This window comes from Acinetobacter sp. FDAARGOS_724 (assembly GCF_013364475.1).
GTDB lineage: Bacteria > Pseudomonadota > Gammaproteobacteria > Pseudomonadales > Moraxellaceae > Acinetobacter > Acinetobacter variabilis.
Map to the genome: position 1 here is coordinate 2,525,337 of NZ_CP054908.1, position 17,786 is coordinate 2,543,122.

16 protein-coding genes are annotated in these 17,786 nt (G+C 43.5%); 6 read left to right on the forward strand and 10 right to left on the reverse strand.

The features are described 5' to 3' along the window. Positions 1-9: 9 nt before the first annotated feature. A protein-coding gene (locus FOC32_RS13270) for an IS3 family transposase (RefSeq protein ID WP_175967752.1) occupies positions 10-1,232 on the forward strand; the annotation gives its coding sequence in 2 pieces (ribosomal slippage) (positions 10-346 and positions 346-1,232; 1,224 coding nt in all). 57 nt (positions 1,233-1,289) lie between these two features. Here the strand turns inward: FOC32_RS13270 and FOC32_RS13275 are convergent. Genes FOC32_RS13275 through FOC32_RS13290 form a run of 4 tightly spaced genes read right to left on the reverse strand, consistent with a single transcriptional unit; the run spans position 1,290 to position 5,028 of the window. Further along, on the reverse strand, positions 1,290-2,333 hold the full coding sequence (locus FOC32_RS13275) for an alpha/beta hydrolase (protein ID WP_175967754.1): 1,044 nt from the start codon (positions 2,331-2,333) through the stop codon (positions 1,290-1,292). After that, the gene (locus FOC32_RS13280; RefSeq protein WP_175967756.1) at positions 2,333-3,472 is read right to left on the reverse strand and encodes a YdcF family protein; all 1,140 of its coding nucleotides are present in this window, start codon (positions 3,470-3,472) and stop codon (positions 2,333-2,335) included. Before FOC32_RS13280 ends, FOC32_RS13275 begins: the two co-directional genes overlap by 1 nt. A gap of 5 nt (positions 3,473-3,477) precedes the next feature. Continuing rightward, positions 3,478-4,515 carry a UDP-N-acetylmuramate dehydrogenase gene (murB, locus tag FOC32_RS13285; RefSeq protein WP_175967758.1) on the reverse strand — a complete coding sequence of 346 codons (1,038 nt, stop codon included), beginning with the start codon at positions 4,513-4,515 and terminating at the stop codon, positions 3,478-3,480. Positions 4,516-4,518: 3 nt separating this feature from the next. Next, the gene (locus tag FOC32_RS13290) at positions 4,519-5,028 is read right to left on the reverse strand and encodes a low molecular weight protein-tyrosine-phosphatase (RefSeq protein WP_034170543.1); all 510 of its coding nucleotides are present in this window, start codon (positions 5,026-5,028) and stop codon (positions 4,519-4,521) included. Positions 5,029-5,146: 118 nt separating this feature from the next. Here FOC32_RS13290 and FOC32_RS13295 point away from each other — a divergent pair, with 118 nt between their 5' ends. Together FOC32_RS13295 and FOC32_RS13300 are read left to right on the forward strand one after the other, a co-directional pair. Then, positions 5,147-6,304 carry an iron-containing alcohol dehydrogenase gene (locus FOC32_RS13295; RefSeq protein WP_175967760.1) on the forward strand — a complete coding sequence of 386 codons (1,158 nt, stop codon included), beginning with the start codon at positions 5,147-5,149 and terminating at the stop codon, positions 6,302-6,304. 54 nt (positions 6,305-6,358) lie between these two features. Beyond that, positions 6,359-6,793, forward strand: a complete 435-nt coding sequence (locus FOC32_RS13300) for an acyl-CoA thioesterase (protein WP_175967761.1) — start codon at positions 6,359-6,361, stop codon at positions 6,791-6,793. 7 nt (positions 6,794-6,800) lie between these two features. Here FOC32_RS13300 and dnaX read toward each other — a convergent pair whose 3' ends face one another. The 5 genes from dnaX to FOC32_RS13325 form a co-directional block, all read right to left on the reverse strand. Continuing rightward, on the reverse strand, positions 6,801-8,885 hold the full coding sequence (dnaX, locus tag FOC32_RS13305; RefSeq protein WP_175967763.1) for a DNA polymerase III subunit gamma/tau: 2,085 nt from the start codon (positions 8,883-8,885) through the stop codon (positions 6,801-6,803). Positions 8,886-9,160: 275 nt separating this feature from the next. Next, positions 9,161-9,604: a copper resistance protein NlpE N-terminal domain-containing protein gene (locus FOC32_RS13310; protein WP_034170547.1), complete on the reverse strand. Its 444-nt coding sequence runs from the start codon at positions 9,602-9,604 to the stop codon at positions 9,161-9,163. An 83-nt stretch (positions 9,605-9,687) separates the two neighbouring features. After that, positions 9,688-10,938, reverse strand: coding sequence for a serine hydrolase domain-containing protein (locus FOC32_RS13315; RefSeq protein WP_416378056.1), 1,251 nt, complete (start codon positions 10,936-10,938; stop codon positions 9,688-9,690). 71 nt (positions 10,939-11,009) lie between these two features. Next, positions 11,010-11,864: a MaoC family dehydratase gene (locus tag FOC32_RS13320; RefSeq protein ID WP_175967767.1), complete on the reverse strand. Its 855-nt coding sequence runs from the start codon at positions 11,862-11,864 to the stop codon at positions 11,010-11,012. A 194-nt stretch (positions 11,865-12,058) separates the two neighbouring features. Next, positions 12,059-13,450, reverse strand: a complete 1,392-nt coding sequence (locus FOC32_RS13325; RefSeq protein WP_175967769.1) for a 3-oxoacyl-ACP reductase — start codon at positions 13,448-13,450, stop codon at positions 12,059-12,061. A 240-nt stretch (positions 13,451-13,690) separates the two neighbouring features. On the opposite strand from FOC32_RS13325, the gene FOC32_RS13330 reads away from it, so the two are divergent. Beyond that, the gene (locus tag FOC32_RS13330) at positions 13,691-15,208 is read left to right on the forward strand and encodes an acetyl-CoA C-acetyltransferase (RefSeq protein ID WP_004783924.1); all 1,518 of its coding nucleotides are present in this window, start codon (positions 13,691-13,693) and stop codon (positions 15,206-15,208) included. 94 nt (positions 15,209-15,302) lie between these two features. Here FOC32_RS13330 and aceI read toward each other — a convergent pair whose 3' ends face one another. Continuing rightward, a complete protein-coding gene (aceI, locus tag FOC32_RS13335) occupies positions 15,303-15,734 on the reverse strand; it encodes a chlorhexidine efflux PACE transporter AceI (RefSeq protein WP_005236068.1) in 432 nt (143 codons plus the stop codon). A 94-nt stretch (positions 15,735-15,828) separates the two neighbouring features. On the opposite strand from aceI, the gene FOC32_RS13340 reads away from it, so the two are divergent. Both FOC32_RS13340 and tal read left to right on the forward strand, forming a co-directional pair. Beyond that, positions 15,829-16,719, forward strand: coding sequence for a LysR family transcriptional regulator (locus tag FOC32_RS13340; protein WP_175967771.1), 891 nt, complete (start codon positions 15,829-15,831; stop codon positions 16,717-16,719). Positions 16,720-16,808: 89 nt separating this feature from the next. Further along, positions 16,809-17,780 (forward strand): transaldolase, encoded by a 972-nt coding sequence (tal, locus tag FOC32_RS13345; protein WP_175967773.1) that lies wholly within the window; start codon positions 16,809-16,811, stop codon positions 17,778-17,780. The last annotated feature ends 6 nt before the right edge of the window (positions 17,781-17,786 follow it).

Sequence of the window (17,786 nt, forward strand, 5' to 3'; positions counted from 1 at the left end):
CTATATTTTATGGAACATGCACGAGAACAACGAGTTAAGCGCACACAACGTGATTATAGCTTCGCCTTTAAAATGATGGTGGTACATGAAGTAGAAAAAGGGCAAATTACTTATAAACAAGCTCAGGCAAAATATGGTATTCAAGGAAGATCAACTGTGCTGGTATGGTTACGCAAGCACGGACAACAGGATTGGACTTCGAATATGCCGACTTCTTCTAAACGCCAATTAACCCCCCAACAACGAATCCGCCAATTAGAAAAACAGTTAGCCGCAGAAAAGCTCAAAACTGAATTTATACAGGATGTGATTTATCACATTGATAAAGAGTGTGGGACTGATCTTGGAAAAAAGTATACCGAGCACGTTTCAAAGATTGGCAAAGCCAAAGAAGACTAAGCGTTTCACGTTATTGTCAGTGGTTAGGAATCACTCGACAAGCTTATTATCAAGCAGAAAAACGTGCTCAAATGACTGCACAAGTAACAGAACAAATACTCGAGTTGGTTATGGAGTATCGCTGTCTCATGCCAAGTATCGGAACACGTAAGCTGTATTGGCTTATTAAAGGCAAATTGTTGCAGCGTGGTTTAAAGTGTGGACGGGATCAGTTATTTAAAATATTGAAAGAAAATAATTTATTGATTCGCCCCAAGCGTCGTTATACAAAAACTACGGATAGCAAGCATTGGATGAAGAAGCATCCAAATTTATTAAAGGATTATTCAGCGGTGCAAGCCAATGAAGTCTTTGTCAGTGATATTACCTATGTTGAGAGTGCTGAAGGCGTACATTATTTATCCTTAGTGACAGATGCTTATACCCGCCAGATTAAAGGTTATAAGTTATCGAATGATATGCGTGCGGAGAATGTTGTGCAGGCTCTACATATGGCGATGCAGCATGTGACGGATCGAGCGACAAGGATGATTCATCATTCAGACAGAGGCTCTCAGTATTGCTCTGAACTATATCAATCGGCATTACGCCATTATGGGGTATGTCCTTCTATGACAGATGGAGGAGACTGTTACCAGAATGCATTAGCAGAGCGGATTAATGGAATATTAAAGCAGGAGTTTTTAATTACACGATGTCAAACCATGAAAGAGTTAGATCACTTAATTGCGGAATCTATCATGATTTATAATTGCTATAGACCACATTTAAGTTTAAATATGAACACCCCGAATCAGACGTATGAGCAAACTAAAACCGAGCTAATTGCTTAACTCGGTTTGAAGTGGAATACTGTCAATCTATTTCAGGACAAGACAGAGTGTCACAGTCTAATAATAGGTCTTATTGCCATGCGCATGTAAAAAGGCTGGAATTAAACCTGTGAGTGCTGCACGGATATCCGCGCGTTCATTAATCAATTGATGTGAACCTTCTTCCAGCATTAACAAAGTTTGCAGGCGGAACTTGCGACGGATAAATTCAATGTTATAACGCCAGTCCACTGTCTGATCCTGAGCACCTTGAGCTAACCAGACAGGGATTCGGCAGGCTGGACGTGCTTCCATTTCCAGCATCCAGCGTGACATCGCCAGAATCCAGTCCATGCCCATCATGCGAGGTTGCAAAGGATCTTTAAGTCGGATAAAGCGCAGAAATTCAGGATTATGGTTATTACGGCGGAAATGACGTGGTACTTCACGCTTGATCCGGCTGATAATGCCGAGACCGAGCGGATTATGCCACCAGGCAGTTTTAGCTGGACGAATCAATGGTGACAATAACAGCACGCGATCTACAAACGGATTTTCGCGTCGTTCTGCAAATTCGAGCAAATGATGCATCCAGATCGCACCACCGGTACTTTGTCCAATGCCAACCCAAGGTTTAGGTAACTGCTCGGCATGCTTCACATAACGATACACCGCATGCAAAACCTGCTGGTAATGATCAAAATTCTGGATACTGGCAGATGAACCATCGCTGAGACCATGCCCCGGCAGATCATAGGTCAGGACGCTAAAACCCTGTTCCAGTAACTCACGTACGATCGGCTGATAAATTCCGCTATGTTCCAGATATCCATGTAATAGAAACGCCGTTCCCTGAATCTTGTCAAAACGGGTATTTTCTAGATTAGGTGTAAATACTTGCACATGCAGTTTAAACAGCGGCATCTGTACATAGCCTTGCCAATGCTTGCAATCCAGTAAATCAAAACCATACAGTCTGCGATAAGACAGCAGATCAATAGTGGGCTGGTCATCCCTGTTCAGGTTTAAGGGCTGTAAAAGCTGTGGCGTTGTTTCCCTGCTTGGCACAGGTAAATCCAGCTGTTTCAGGATGGTCGGGTTTAAAAACGGAATATCAGACATTAAGGCACCTCCCGACAGTCACTGGAGCCAAACCACATATCGCGGATAGTGGCCAGCATTTCATAATTGGCACGGCGACTATGATCATAATTTTGTCGACTTGGACGCCAACGGGTCAAGGACTTCGGCATCGGTGCTTCCACTGGAATAGTTTGAATGCCATTTAATGCAAACAGACGACGGGTACGTGGCATATGATAACGGTCGGTAATCAGAATCACAGTCGGTGCTCCACCTTTTTTTTGCAATAATAATGAGCTGAAACGGGTATTTTCACAGGTATTCATGCTACGGTCTTCAAGCAATTTGGCATCGACATTGTAATTTTGTAACCAGCGCTGCATATACGGCGCTTCCACACCACTCAATACGATCGGTAACTGATACTGTTTTTCAACTGCGAGTGTGGTTTCCAGACGCAAACGGGTATAGTCATTGACCACAATATCCTTACCATTTTCATGCAAGGTTAAACCACCACCTAAGACCACAATGGCATAAGGCTTAGATTGATTGGCCGGTTTTTGTTGCTGCTGTTCTTGCAGTAAAGCCAGATCTTCTTTAATTTCCTCTTTCGCTGTGACCTGAACGGCACTCGCTTCTTCATCTTCTAAAGGATGAGTTGTCAAGAATTCAATATATTGCTCAACGCGTTCTTTGTTTTCATTACTGTCCCACTCCAGCAGTTCGCGGACCTTCTGAGTTGGGTCAACGGCTTCAACAGGTTCTTGCTGGGACAATAAAGGCACTTGTGCAGGCTGATTCTGTTCTGCTTTTTCTTCCTGCTGTTCACGCTGATGTTCTTCAATCATCTGTTGCAGTATCTTGTAGCGTGCCTGAATCAGCATCAGATTGGCAGAATGATTTTTCTGGATATCCTGTTCCATCACACGGAAATAAGCCTGACGGGCAATCCACTGATCAGAACCTGGTTCGAGCGTATCATCTTCACTCAAGGAAGCCATTTTCTGGCTTTGTGCTGCAACTTCGTTAATTTCAAAGGACACAAATCGATTGAGTCCCTTAACCACGAGCTGAGAATAAAATGGCGAATAGATCAACATCACCAGACAGCCGAAAAATACAAACAGTCCTGCGACGATTTGTACTAAACGGACCATCCAATGGGTGTTTTTCATATACGTTATTTATCCTGATGAGATCGAATTAAGCCTTTACAATCAAATAATACTGGTTCAGGTTCGAGCATAATCTTAAATTTATCCCAGACAGCCTGCTGTACTGCGCCATAGGTTTGACGGACATCCTTCAGAGAAGCATGACCATAGTTCACCAAAACCAGTGCCTGTTTATGGAACATGCCTACTGGCCCAAGCTGTTTCCCCTTCCAGCCTGCCTGATCAATCAGCCAGCCTGCCGCCATTTTAACCTGATCATTGGCCTGCGGATAATGGGGCAAATTAGGAAAATGCACAGCAATTTGGTCAAAAACCTGTTGATTTACGATAGGATTTTTAAAGAAACTTCCCACGTTTGGAAATTCTTTAGGATCAGGCAGTTTACTCTGACGAATCCGGATCACCTGCTGCTGCAAGTTTTCTGCTGTGAGATTATCACCCACCGCTGCTTTAAGATCACCATAATTCAGTTTCAGATTTGCCTGTTTTAGTAATTTAAAAATAACGTGTGTAATCACATAACGTGTTGGATCATCTTTAAAAATACTATGACGATAGGAAAAATGACAGTCTGCGGCAGGAATGGAATCAAATTTTTTCAGCTTACGGTCATAGACCTCTACCGCATGAATAAATTCGCCGACCTCGACACCGTATGCCCCAATATTCTGCACTGGAGATGCGCCGACTAGTCCGGGAATCAGGGCCAGATTCTGCAAACCATAGAATTTCTGTTCTGTCGTCCAGAGTACGAAGTCATGCCAAACTTGGCCCCCGCCTACCCGCAGACATTGATGCTGCTCATTTCCTTCCAGCATTTCAATGCCCTGAATATCCATATGCAGGACGAGTGCATCAATCTGTTCCGGCAATAACATATTGCTACCGCCAGAAAGAATTAACACATTCAGTTGTTGCTGCTCAGCAAACTCCAGTGCAGCAATCAGATCATCAGTTGATTGGATCTGGCTGTAATAAGCGGCAATCGCTTCAAGATTTAGCGTGTTAAAAGGTTTAAGTTGAACCTGAGTCTGAATCTGCATGACTTAAACCTTTTCTGTTTGATGTTGTTTAAAAATTTCTACCCAAGCCCGACTGCTGGACTCACATTGGTTCAGGACACGCTCAAAACCATCTGCCCCGCCATAATATGGGTCTGGCAAAGCCTGTTTTGGATAGTGCTGATCATGTTCACTCATTAAAGCAACCTGAGCACGCAGGTGTCCGAATTCTGCCTCTGCCTGATGCTGAAGCGCGTGAATATCCGCCAGATTTTCCAGATCCATTGCCAGAATCAGATCATAGTCAATAAAATCATGGGTTTTAAGTTGACGCGCACGCAGACCGGAAAGATCATAACCTCGCTTTAAGGCATGCTGCTGGCTACGCAAATCAGGTGCTTTCCCCGGATGGTAATTACTGGTTCCTGCTGAGTCGATCACAATATCGAGTTTCTGTTCATCACAATAATGTCTGAGTACCACTTCTGCCGTGGGAGAACGACAAATATTTCCCAAACAAACACATAACACCTTATATGGCGTTCTGGATGACATAAACAACCTCAGAGTTAATCATTTTCAAGATACTTATGTTAAGTTATTTACCTGATGAATCCTATATCACCGCCCCATAATAATTTTGTATTTGCGATAAAAATTAAAGGATAAAGACATGAATCGATTTCAGTTTCAAACCGTTCCCAACATCATCGCCGGCCTCGGTACGATTCAGGAATTATCCTCTATTCTCAAACAGGGCCGTTATCAGCGTGTTTTACTGGTCACTGACCCAGGTATGCTACAGCATCAATTACACCTACCTATTCTGGAAATTATTGAAGATGCGGGACTAGATTATGCAATTTATTCCGATGTACAGGCCGATCCACCTGAGCATGTAGTGCTTGAAGCCGCAGATTTTGCCAAACAGGAAAATGTCGATATCGTAATTGGCTTTGGTGGTGGCAGCTCTATGGATGTCGCCAAGCTGATTGCAATCTTGAGTCATCCGGCACAGCACCAATCTTTATCCGATTTGTATGGCGTAAATCAGGCCACTGGCCCTCGTTTGCCCTTGATTTTAGTTCCTACCACTGCAGGTACAGGATCTGAAGTCACCCCAATTTCAATTGTCACTACCGGTGAAACCACTAAAACCGGCATTGTGGCACCGATCCTATTTGCGGATACTGCCATTCTGGATGCAACATTTACCCAAAATCTGCCACCTTTAATTACTGCTGCGACCGGCATTGATGCCATGGTTCATGCTATTGAAGCTTATACTTCTAAAATCAAAAAAAATCCTTATTCCGATATGCTGGCCAAGCATGCTTTGAAACTGTTAAATGCCAATCTGCAACGTGTGCTGGACGATGGTCAGGATCTGGAAGCACGTCAAAACATGCTGGTTGGCTCGATGTTGGCAGGTCAAGCCTTTGCCAATGCACCAGTGGGTGCTGTGCATGCGTTGGCATATCCGTTAGGTGGACACTTCCATATTTCGCATGGACATAGTAATGCACTGGTATTAACTGAAGTGATGAAATTTAATACACCGGATGCTAAAGCCCTCTATGCCGAACTGATGTGCTGGTTAGATCCGCAAAGCAAAGGCTGTCACGATGGCCTGACTGACCTGTTTATTGATCATTTTAATAACCATCTGGTGAAAAGTGGCTTAACCCTGAAACTCAAACAGTTAGGAATTCCTGAACACATGCTGATGATTATGGCGGAAGATGCCATGAAACAGAGCCGCCTGTTACAGAACAATCCACGTGAACTTACTCTGGAAGATGCTTACAACATTTATCAGGCGATTTATTAAGTTTCAGATTATTTTCGACTCAGCAGATCTAGCCACTACAAGTTATTTAAAAATATGAAAGCAGCTCTTAAACAACGCGAACATTATTCATTTTTTCTGCCGATACAGACTCGTTGGGCGGACAATGATCTGTATGGCCATGTCAATAATGTCACTTATTACAGCTATTTTGATACGGCCGCGAATGCCCTCTTGATTCAGGAAGCCGCATTTGATCCCAAATATTCTCCAATAATTGGGCTGGTGGTCAGCTCGCAATGCCAGTTCAATCAGGAGCTGTCTTATCCGGAAATTATAGAGGTAGGTGTCGCCATAGAAAAAATGGGTAATAGTTCTCTCAGCTATGATCTAGCAATCTTCAAAATGAACTCTGATACGGCAGCAGCTCAAGGTAGTTTCGTGCATGTGTTTGTCGATCGCTACACACGAAAAAGCACCCCGATTCCAGCTGAAATGCGGGATGCTTTAGCGCGTTTTGTCTCAGTATAAGATTATTTTATTTCAGCTGAATATTGTGCAATTCACCATCAAACTGTTCTAGCAAGTCACGTACAGCCGGTTCAGCCTGCAACAGCTCTTCTGCACGTTTAAAAGCACGTACTTTACGTTCTTGCTGCATGGTATATGGCGTTAACTGCTCTACATCTTCAAACTTCACCTGGAAACTGGTCTGCGGCCATTGTTCCCGTAAAGCTGCTTCGAGATGATGTTGTAGCTGCGACAAAAGCGGCTGATAACGCTCTGGAATATGAAAGACCGATGCTGCATTAATGTGGCCGGTCATGATGCCATACTGAGCCAGTTCCTGAACTGCTGGAGATAACTGGCTGTTACGAAACCAGAATTCCCATTTTTCTACCGTCCATTCACCTTGCATATCCTGTACCGGAATTTGCAGAATATCCTGCGGCATCAGATTATGGTCTGTAGAAACATTTGTATTTGCGATTTGAGTTGATGCAGTCTCTGTCTGAGTAGAAATTTCTGGCTGGCTTTCATCTGCTTTATGAATCACTCGTTCTGATCCAGGAGTCGAGGCATCCAGATTAAACTCCGGTTCTTGTTCTACTGGTGCAGCAGTATCATTTTCAGGAATGAATTCTTCTAAGAGGAAATCATCACTGCTGGCTTCAGGGCTAGATGGAACAGGTTCTGCAGGAACATCGTCAAAACCAAACAGACCATCTTCCAGGTTTGGATCAAATACAATTTGTTCAGACTCAGATTGTTCTACTCTAGTTGATTCAGCTTGTATAACTTGAGGCTCAGAATTGGTTTCTGGCTCGTCTTCATCCAGAAAGTCATCCGAAGATAGTTCAGACTGTGCAGTGACTGGATTATCATCCTGATCGTCTTCATAGTCATCATCTAAGGAAAAATCTTCTACAGCTTGAGTAACCGGAGCACGCTCCTGCTGCATTATCTGATTTTGTTGTGGAGTTGAGGCAGCAGGTACAGCTTGTATTTGAGCTGTATTAGTTGGAATTTCATTGGGTTGTAACGGACGGAAGGCTAGCAAACGCAGCACCGTCATCTCAAAGCCTTGCTCTTGCGTAACTGCAAGCTGTAGGTTAGCACGACCTTTACAGGCAATCTGATAATACAGTTGCAAATCTTGTGCTGAAATTAAAGCCGATAACTGCATGATCTTTTGATTGATCTCGGCACTGTATTTCAGGCTTAAATCTGGCAGATATTGTAATAAAGCCAGTTCATGCAAGGTAGAAATCAACTGATCTAATACCAGTGATACATCCAGCGCCTGCTGACGGAATTGCAATAATAATTCGCTAACACGTGCTTTCTGGTTTTGATGAGTCGCCAGAATCAGATCATAAATAATTGTTCGGTCGATCAAGCCCAGCATGTCTTTGACATCCTGATGCTGGATCGCCCCCTGACCATAGGCAATCGCCTGATCGGTTAAGGATAAGGCATCACGAAGCGAGCCCTGAGCAGATTCAGCAATCTGCCAGATCGCATCCTGATCAGCCTGAATGCTTTCTTTCGTCAGGATATTGTCCAGATGTTCGGTAATTTCATCAACAGCCAATGGACGCAAAGTAAATTGCAGGCAGCGAGAAATAACGGTAATCGGCAGCTTTTGTGGATCTGTGGTAGCGAACAGGAATTTGACATGCTCCGGCGGTTCTTCCAGTGTCTTTAATAGAGCATTAAAAGAATGCGTGGACAGCATATGTACTTCATCGATCAGATAAACCTTGAAACGACCCTGAGTTGGCGCATAAGGAACATTGTCCAGCAGCTCACGGGTATCTTCGACTTTGGTACGTGATGCCGCATCGATTTCAATCAGGTCAATGAAACGGCCTTCATTGACGGCGGTACAGGTCGGACACACCTCACAAGGAGTCGAAGTAATACCGGTTTCACAGTTCAAGCACTTCGCCAAAATACGTGCAATCGTGGTTTTACCAACACCACGCGTTCCCGTAAACAAATAGGCATGGTGCAAACGGCCACGCTCCAGTGCGCTTGTTAAGGCACGTGAAACATGGTTTTGACCGACCAATTCGTTGAAATTGCGGGGACGGTATTTTCGCGCAAGTACTTGATACATGTATGCTCCTTTTTACAGGTCTAAGCATACTGTTTTTTTATAAAATAGTGAATGAATTAATCAGTTATGATCTGGAGAGATAGGCCTATCAATCTGATTTAAATCAACTATCTCGAAGCTGTCTGCTCCATTTTTATGCCTGAGTGAAATATCAGAATAGTTTTTGTATATTTGAAAGATAAAATATCTATTGATCTTCCATCTATTTGAGTAGATGAATACAATCTTAAAAATAAAAATTTCTGATCGAAGGTAAAGAATTGAGTTGAATCTGCTTAAGCGAATCGCCCTAAAATAAAATCACTCTGCATCTGGTAACGTTTACCGCTTTTGTCTTCACGGATTTCCAACACATGCTCTTCCAGATCAACATACAGTAAATTACGAGTTGCTACATTCACCAGCTCAATTTTCTGATAAGAATCATCCTGAAAACGAATCGGACCACTAAAGGTTTCCACCCCATTATGACCACTCAGGCTTTCACGCTGCAAAGTATAAGTCTGATCTTCATACAGAGTTAGCATGACAGCCATACCTGGGCAATCATCACAACGCGACAAGCAGCCCATACAAGGAGTTGTACCCTGATACTCTCCCGCCCATGCTGGAATCTGCGCCTTGGCTTCAACAATAGTATTTTTAGCTGACTGGGTTTGATCCTGACAACCGAATAAAGCACCGGTTGCCACTAAGGGAATCAGTATTACTTTTTTCATGATTTTATTTCGCAGCGCTGGAATTTGCCACAAAATAGCATATTTTAAATGACTGATTAAACTCCCAAATCAAGGATATTCAGTTAGCGCCAGCCTTTTCTTCCTGTCAATACCGCATCAGCACAGCGCAAAGTTTCCTGCGTCAGCCCCCAAAGACGGTAATCTCCAGTTAATGAACCTGTGGGGAAGTTATGGGTATAGGCAAAACTTAAACTGCGTTCCGGATCGCACCAGGCACCAGAACCGTTAAAGCCCATATGACCGAAACCTGTAGAGGCTTTACCCAAGGTCAAAATACGGTGATAACCCAGACGCCAGTGCATGGGTACTGGCATCACCCGATCACGATGGGTATATTGCACCTGGCTTAGTCGCTGGAATACTGGAGGTGAAATCAACTGCTGGCCTTGCCAGGCACCGTGATTGGCCAACATCACATAGATTTTTGCCAGACTGTCTGCAGTAAAGGCGCCATTAGCCGAAGGAATAATTGCCTGTAAACCTTCATCACTAAAGAAGTTAAAATTCTTCATGCCTTTAGGAATCATGCCATCCTGAAAATCTTGTGGACTCTGACCACTCCAGATCAGGGCGCGCTCCATTAAACCGGGTTTGCGTGCGGCTACTTTTTTGCCTTTAGAAGATTGAGATGCAGACTTTGCTTTAAAGATCGGTCGTGCAACTCGAGACAGTTCATCCGGCGGCACACTAAAATAGGCACCATTTAATTGCAGAGGCTGGACTAAATATTCCTGCATTAATTGGTTTAATGATTTACCGGCTGCCTTTTCTAATACACCACCCACCTGCCAGCCAAAAGTCAAAGGTTGATAAGCGGCATCTGTCGTAGTTTGAAAACGTGGTTCAGCTGCCGCGATCCGCTCCAGCATGTGTGACCAGTCAGCCATTTCAGTGGCATCATCAATGATATTACGGATATCAAACAAGCCACTTTGATGGCTCAGCATATGTGCCAAAGTAATAGCGCGTTTACCTTTCTGGGCAAATTCAGGCCAGTATTCTGCAACTGATCTGTCATAGTCCAGATAACCTTTACTGACCAGAATATGCGCTAGGGTTGCTAGTACACCTTTGCCAGTGGAATAGCATAGTGACATGGTATCGGGCTGCCAGTTTTCTGTGGCAGACTTCTTTCCGGTATAGATATCGACAACTTTTTGTCCCTGAAAATATACAACAAGTGCTGCACCACCCTGATCAGTACGTGCATCCTGTAGGCGGCTAAACTGACGAGCAAGGTCGCGAAAACGCGCATCTACATTGCCCTGATAATTATGCTGATCAGCAAACAGATAATCTTTAATTGGCTGCATCATTCTATCCATAGAATTTTGATCCCTTAAAATGAAAAAGCCTAAATCGAGTTTAGGCTTTTAATTCAGATTTAAATTGCTTTTACATGGCCGGTCACATGCGGCTTCTGGTTCTTGCTGTTTCGGATCAGGAAATCTGTATCATTCGCTGCTTGAGCAGTCAGGAACTCAACTTTAGAGGGTAAATACATCGGCAGCTTGAACCAGACATCGGCTTCATACGCATCCGGCAAGGATAGATTAGCCAGTGCTTTGGCTTTGCTCCACATACCATGTGCAATCGCCTGTTTAAAACCAAAAGCCTTCGCTGTAACAGCATGAATATGAATCAGGTTAAAATCCCCTGAGGTCATGGCATAACGGCGGCCGGTATTTTCTGAAATTTTCCATTCAGTATTCAGCTTATAGTCTGGTGCTTTACTTTCTGCCGGTTTGACAGCCGCTTTAGCATCAGTCTTTTGACGTGAAAGATAAGTCGTTAATGCCTCAACGACGATTTCATTGCCTACTTTGACTGTGGTAATAAAATCAAACTGAACCCCTTTGTCATGTGGCTGTAGTTCACCAAACTTGCATGACAAGGTTAAAGTCTCATTTACACCGACTTTACGGTATTGCTTGACCTGATTACGGATATGTACCAGTCCTAAAATCGGGAATGGAAATGCTTCCGAGGTCATCATGTGCATTTGCAGGCTTTGAGATAGTACGGTCAAATAAATAGCTGGAATATAACCATTATTTTTAAAGCCACATACTTCATTATAGGCTTTTAAATGTTTCTGATCGACCTTGAATGAATCCACCACATATTCAACTTGCGGTAGAACTTTTTCAGCTTTCGGCTTTTTAAAAATCAAGCCTTGAATCACTTTTGGATAGGCTAAATAAGGTTTTGGAAGTTGACTAAAATGGCGCGTATTCATACTGAACCTTTGGAAATATTATCTTTATAAAGTGACCTCTCCTGAGCATACTTCAATCATTGTATGAAAGTGAAGCACTAGAGAGGTTTTGAGAATTCTTGGAATTTTCTCTTTAGAATTTTAATCCCCCTGACCCCCCTTTATCAAAGGGGGACTTCTCCTCTTTTTTATAAAGAGAGATCGGGAGGGATCTATTAAGCCCCTAACAGGCTTTGACCACAGACACGAACCACGTTGCCATTTAAACCTGTTGAAGCCGTAGAAGCAAACATGGCAATTGTTTCTGCAACATCTACAGGTAGACCACCTTGGCTCATTGAGTTCATACGGCGGCCAGCTTCACGGATTGCAAATGGAATCGCAGCCGTCATTTGTGTTTCGATAAAGCCCGGTGCAACGGCATTAATGGTTATACCATTTTTTAAGGTTGGTGCTGTGAATTTCACCACACCAATCACACCCGCTTTAGACGCTGCATAGTTGGTTTGACCCAGGTTACCTGCAATGCCTGAAATTGAAGATACACAGATAATACGGCCATTGGCATTTAGACCATTGTTGGAGATTAAATAGTCATTTACACGTTCAATGGCAGACAGGTTGATGTTAATCACCAGATCCCATAGCTCAGGTTTCATATTAGCCAAAGTCTTGTCACGGGTAATACCAGCATTATGCACAATAATGTCCAGACCACCCTGCTCAGCTGCTGCTGCTTTGATTTTTTCACCTGCATCTGCAGCAGTAATATCGATGGCTAAAGTTGACCCCCCAATTTCACCAGCTACACGGTCGAGGTCCGCTTGCTGCTGTGGAACATCCAGACAGATGACATGTGCGCCATCACGTGCCAATACATGAGCAATCGCTTCACCAATACCACGGCTCGCACCAGTCACTACAGCAGTTTTTCCTGCTAATGGTTTAGTCCAGTCCACATCCACTTTTTCAGCAGGTGAAACACGGATCACCTGACCAGAAACATAGGCAGAACGTGGAGAAACTGCAAAACGTAAAGCAGACTCAAGGTTTGCTTCTGCACCAGCATCTACATAGATCAGGTTCGCTGCAATTCCCTTTTTAAACTCTTTACCAACAGATTTTACAAAACCTTCCAGTGCACGTTGAGCGATTGACTGACTGACTGATTTAGCAGTTTCAGGCGTAGTCCCTACAATCACGACACGGCCAGAACTTTGGATTTGACGCGCAATCGGGTTAAAGAAATCATAAAGTGATTTTAATTGTTCTGAATTTTCGATTCCTGAAGCATCAAAAATGACAACTTTGAATTTTGATTCTTTATCACCCGGATTAAACGCACCCAGATTCAGTCCAGCTGATGCAGCAGCCTGTTGCAGTTCAGCATTGTTACCTGCATAGCTGTTGGCATGAATATTTGCCAGAACCTGAGCAATAGCACCGATCAATGTACTTGCCGGTGCTGCTCCAAACAATACCGCGCCTTTAACTACAGGTGTAGCAGACTCAAAACGGTCTAAAGAAGTTGGGGATGGCAGACCCAAATTTTTAATGACAAATTTACCAATAGGAGATTTTGCAAAAGTTTGGTACTGATCAGTCATGTTTATTATCTCTCATACAAATTAATTTTTGGTTGATCTAAAGTTATCCTTAAACTTCAGTATGATGCCAGACACTTATATTTCAATAGATCTACCAGATTCCGCCCAATCATACTTGAGATAACAGGCAGATGACTTGACCTAAGCGCAGTCTGTAATGTCATTGTAGTCAATACAGCCTATCTTCTTCTATGCTAATGTAACCGCTAAGAAGACGATCTATTTGCCTGGTAAAGCCTTATGAGCAAAACAACTCAAGATAATCCAGCAGTCGAGAACTCTGCGACAGAAACTGTGTCAAAACCATCAACGCGTAGCAAGCGTAGCACTAAAAATCCTGATACAGCCAATGCCGCAGAAAAAAGTCCGGCTAAAACCACACGTACACGCAGTACATCTGCACGTACCAAAAAAACGACTTCAAGCCAACAAGATTCAACATCTATAACACAGACTTCTGTTCAACAGGAACCAAACATGAGCCAAAATACAGTTCGCCGCGTTGCTATTATCGGTGGTAACCGCATTCCATTTGCACGTTCTAACGGTGCTTACTTTACGGCATCCAATACTGATATGTTCACAGCAGCCCTGAATGGTCTGGTTGAACGTTTTAACCTTCAAGGTCAACGCTTAGGTGAAGTGGTTGCAGGTGCTGTACTGAAACATAGCCGCGACTTCAACATGACTCGCGAATGTGTACTGAATACTGCTCTTGCACCGGAAACCCCTGCTTATGACATCCAGCAAGCATGTGGTACTGGCCTTCAAGCGGCATTCCTAGTCGCAAACAAGATTGCTCTAGGTCAGATAGAAGTGGGAATCGCAGGTGGTGTAGATACGACTTCTGATGCACCAATCGCTTTTGGTGATGGCTTACGTAAAGCATTACTTGAGCTGAATATTGCGAAAACGGCGAAAGACCGTTTAAAAGCACTGACTAAAATCAATGTGAAAGACCTGATGGATGCACCAAAAAATGGTGAGCCACGTACTGGCCTGTCTATGGGTGACCATCAAGCAATTACTACACTGGAATGGGGTATTTCTCGTGAAGCGCAAGATGAGTTAGCCGCTTCTTCACACCAGAAAATGGCAGCAGCCTATGAAGAAGGTTTCTTTGATGACCTGGTGACTCCATTCCTGGGTCTTGAACGTGACAACAACTTGCGTCCTGATTCTTCAGTTGAAAAACTGGCGAAACTAAAACCTGCTTTTGGTAAAGGTGATGCACGTACCATGACTGCGGGTAACTCTACTCCACTGACTGATGGTGCTTCTTGTGTGCTACTGGCTTCTGAAGAATGGGCTAAAGCAAATGGCCATGAAGTACTGGCTTACCTGACTTTCCAGGAAACTGCTGCCGTTGATTTCGTAGAGAAGAAAGAAGGCCTGTTGATGGCACCTGCTTATGCAGTCCCTCGTATGCTGGAACGTGCTGGTCTGAAACTGCAAGATTTTGACTACTATGAAATTCATGAAGCATTTGCATCACAAGTACTTTCAACGCTGAAAGCTTGGGAAGATCCAAAATTCTGTAAAGAGCGTTTAGGTCTGGATGCTCCACTAGGTTCAATTGACCGTGCCAAACTGAACGTAAAAGGTTCTTCTCTTGCTGCAGGTCACCCGTTTGCAGCGACTGGCGGTCGTATTATCGCGACTGCGGCAAAACTGATTAACCAGAAAGGTTCAGGTCGTGTGCTTGTTTCGATCTGTGCAGCTGGTGGTCAAGGCGTAACAGCAATTATTGAAAAATAATCCAAGCTTCATATAAAAAACCGCTCATAAAGAGCGGTTTTTTATTGCAGTAATTTTAATAGAGCACTGAAGATTACTCTAGTAAAGACTCAAGTTAAGCTTTTCGGTAGTCTGGTTCCAGACCCATTTTGGCCTCAAGCTGGTCATAGCACCACTGGAAAATAAAAGTATACACCAGAATACATAATGTCATCGCCAGATCTAAAAGAAAAGCCTGCGCCAGACTGATCTGTAATGCATAAGCCACCATCGGAATCGTCGCCAGCATCAAACCGCCTTCAAATCCAATCGCATGAGCAATTCGCACTTTGATGGTTCTTTTCAGACGATGTTTGGCTTCAAACTTTTCAAAATAATGATTAAACAGCATATTCCAGAACATTGAAGTCACAGCCATCGCAATTCCGAGAGCGCCTGTGACCTCAAGCGGCATATGCATGAGCGTACTCAGTAATATGGCAATCACCACCAATAGAATGCCTTCATATAAGGTGGCATGAATCAGTCTTCTTTTCGAAATTAACATTTCAGTTCATCAAGTCAGGAGATAAGGGAATTTTATTTCTTTAAATTTGATTATTCGAGTTAGAATCTATCAATATAAATGAAAGATAGAATGCATGAATATCAATCAAGAACAGCTACTGATGTTTAAACTGGTCATGGAAACCGGCTCCTTCTCTGCTGCTGCACGTAAACTTGGTAAGGTTCCTTCTGCAGTGAGCATGTCCATTGCCAATCTGGAAATTGATCTTAATCTGGTGCTATTTGAACGCATTGGCCGTGAACCGAAACCCACCGCACAGGCGCAAGTGCTATATGAAAAAACTGAACAGCTTTTGGTTGAAATCAACCAATGGAAGCAACATGCGCTTGCGCTCAGTTCAGGCCTGGAATCTGAATTAAATATTGTGGTGGTGTCTGAATTACTCCATACCCGCTGGACCGATTATATCGTTTTGCTGGAACGGGAATTTCCAGCGCTGCAAGTTAATGTATTTAGCGCACCCCAAGAGGATGCTCATCGCATGCTGTTTGAAGGTTCAGCGCAGTTAGCGCTGATGTTTGAACGAGAACAGTTGGAAACCCGTGAACAGTTTATAGAATTAAAGCGTGAGGTACTGGTCGCCGTTGCGGCCAAACAGCATCCATTAAGTCAATTTCATCAGGTCAGTTATGAGCAGATTTTACAAAATCGACAGATTGTTGTTGCCAGTCGTGATCGTAGCATTAAGCCAGAACTGCTCTTTTCCCGAAATTACTGGCGCACTGACAATCATCAATCTGCCTGTAACATGATCTTGCAAGGTTTAGGCTGGGGGGTACTTCCTCTGGAAATGATCAATGAACAGCCACACTTGCAGGAGCAACTACAGATCTTGCAGCTGCTCGATTTCACCCCAAAATTTGAATATTTTGTCGATCTGGTCTGGAGTCGGGAAACTCGACTGGGTACAGCTGCTCATTTTTTGATTAATCACTTGCGTCAGCAGCGAAAAACCGACCATTAATCACAGAAATTCAACGACAGTCTACTTGGTAAGAGGATGATTTATGATATATAAGAATGCATAAGCAATAACCATAGAACTAGATCGTAATGACATTAACAGCATTAAACCAATTAAAAAACTTGACGACCATTGTGGCAGATAGCAGTGATTTAAGCGCAATTGAGAAATTTCGCCCTCTGGATGCAACCACAAATCCATCTCTGATTACTGCTGCAGCGAAACAGCCTGAAAATCAGGCATTGATTGAAACTGCTTTTCAACAAGCCCAGCAAGAAGGCTATGTTAATAATGCTCTGATAGAACGCACCATTGACATTTTGACCGTCAAATTCGGTGTTGAAATTTTAAAACTGATTGAAGGTCGTGTTTCGACTGAGGTGGATGCCTCCCTGTCTTTTGATACTGAAGCGACCATCGCCAAGGCTAAAGAATTACTCGCGCTGTATGATCAATATGGGATTAATTCTGACCGCATCCTGATTAAGATCGCATCGACTTGGGAAGGCATTCAGGCAGCAAAAGCATTGGAAGAAGAAGGTCTCCATACCAACCTGACCTTATTGTTTGGCCAGCATCAGGCCCATGCCTGCGCTGATGCCAAAGTGACTTTAATCTCACCTTTTGTCGGCCGCATTCTAGACTGGTACAAAAAAGCGGAAGGTGTTGAGTCGTATCCGATCGAAAAAGATCCGGGCGTACTCTCAGTGAAGCGCATTTATGAGTTCTATAAAACGCATGGGATTAAAACTGAAATCATGGGTGCAAGCTTCCGTAGTATTGAGCAGGTTCTGGGCCTCAGCGGTTGTGATCTGCTCACTGTCGCACCAAACTTGCTGGAACAACTGGAAAATGATCAGCGTGAAGTTCAGGCTCAACTTTCAGCCAAAGATATTCAATCTCAAGGTGAACTGAGTCCAATCAGTCATGCCGATTTTGATGCACAACTGAAACAGGACCAGATGGCCAGTGAACTACTGCAAGGTGGTATCGATGGCTTTATCAAAGCCCGTGAACAACTGGCGGCTTTATTAAAGGAAAGTTTTTTGAGCACCACCTAATTTCAC